1 rRNA gene is annotated in these 1,994 nt (G+C 49.5%); it reads left to right on the forward strand.

Annotation, left to right across the window (positions count from 1 at the left end):
• Positions 1-589 precede the first annotated feature (589 nt).
• Positions 590-1,994: ribosomal RNA gene (locus tag AC5EF3_RS15030) — 16S ribosomal RNA — on the forward strand; the annotation flags it as partial.

Genomic DNA, 1,994 nt, shown 5'->3' on the forward strand with positions numbered 1-1,994 from the left:
CTTCTGAAAATTACTTAAAATAAGTGGTTGACGAGCTGAGGGTCGGTCGTTATACACCGCCTCTCTCCGCTGAGAACAAACGGTTCTGCGGGCAACTTAATAAGTCGCCCACTAAGTCGTTGTTTTTAGTTAATTTCTGGCACTGAGGTGCATTTGATTGGTCTTCGGACTGTCCTGAAATTAATTAAAAATAGTTCTTGACGGACACGGTGCTGGACATTATATCCTGCACCTTCGCCGAAACGCTAAGATGGATATCTGGCCGGAGGTTACAATTAAGGGTTCGAGCCCGCAGCGCTCCTGTCTCATTAAGTTGGGATGTTTGAGCGAAGTTTTGTAGATGTTTGACATTGTAAGATTGGAAGAGAAACGCAGGCGGCGTCGTGCTTGCTGAATTTTGAAGCTTCGGCTTCATATTCAACATTCGACAACGACGGTTTGCGTTTTTTATAAAGGAAGACCAGTTCAATAGAACGATAGACTAAGTTTACTTAGTTTATATGACAATGAACGGGTCTCCCGTCAAAAAGTGCAAACGCTTTAAACAGCGATCAGATAGAAGATTACTATTTGATTCGTCAGGTCAACTCAACTTGAGAGTTTGATTCTGGCTCAGAACGAACGCTGGCGGCAGGCTTAACACATGCAAGTCGAACGCACTCTTCGGAGTGAGTGGCAGACGGGTGAGTAACGCGTGGAAACGTGCCTTTCTCTACGGAATAGCCCTTGGAAACGAGGTGTAATACCGTATACGCCCTTAGGGGGAAAGATTTATCGGAGAAAGATCGGTCCGCGTTAGATTAGTTTGTTGGTGGGGTAATGGCCTACCAAGACTACGATCTATAGCTGATTTGAGAGGATGATCAGCCACACTGGAACTGAGACACGGTCCAGACTCCTACGGGAGGCAGCAGTGGGGAATCTTGGACAATGGGGGAAACCCTGATCCAGCCATGCCGCGTGAATGATGAAGGCCTTAGGGTTGTAAAATTCTTTCACCGGGGAAGATAATGACGGTACCCGGAGAAGAAGCTCCGGCTAACTTCGTGCCAGCAGCCGCGGTAATACGAAGGGAGCTAGCGTTGTTCGGAATTACTGGGCGTAAAGCGCACGTAGGCGGATTAGTAAGTAAGAGGTGAAATCCCAGGGCTCAACCCTGGAACTGCCTTTTAAACTGCTAGTCTAGAGGATAGGAGAGGTCAGTGGAATACCGAGTGTAGAGGTGAAATTCGTAGATATTCGGTGGAACACCAGTGGCGAAGGCGACTGACTGGACTATTTCTGACGCTGAGGTGCGAAAGTGTGGGGAGCAAACAGGATTAGATACCCTGGTAGTCCACACCGTAAACGATGAGAGCTAGTTGTCAGCAAGCATGCTTGTTGGTGACGCAGCTAACGCATTAAGCTCTCCGCCTGGGGAGTACGGTCGCAAGATTAAAACTCAAAGAAATTGACGGGGGCCCGCACAAGCGGTGGAGCATGTGGTTTAATTCGAAGCAACGCGCAGAACCTTACCCACCTTTGACATCCTATGCTCACTCCAGAGATGGAGTTTTCTTCGGACATAGTGACAGGTGCTGCATGGCTGTCGTCAGCTCGTGTCGTGAGATGTTGGGTTAAGTCCCGCAACGAGCGCAACCCTTATCTCTAGTTGCCAGCATTTAGTTGGGCACTCTAGAGAGACTGCCCGAGTCAATCGGGAGGAAGGCGGGGATGACGTCAAGTCCTCATGGCCCTTACAGGTGGGGCTACACACGTGCTACAATGGCAGTGACAATGGGATAATCCCAAAAAGCTGTCTCAGTTCGGATTGTTCTCTGCAACTCGAGAACATGAAGTTGGAATCGCTAGTAATCGTGGATCAGCATGCCACGGTGAATACGTTCCCGGGCCTTGTACACACCGCCCGTCACACCATGGGAGTTGGTTCTACCCGAAGGCGCTGCGCTAATTTGGCAGGCGACCACGGTAGGGTCAGCGACTGGGGTGAAGTC

It is taken from the genome of Hirschia sp., from assembly GCF_058892565.1.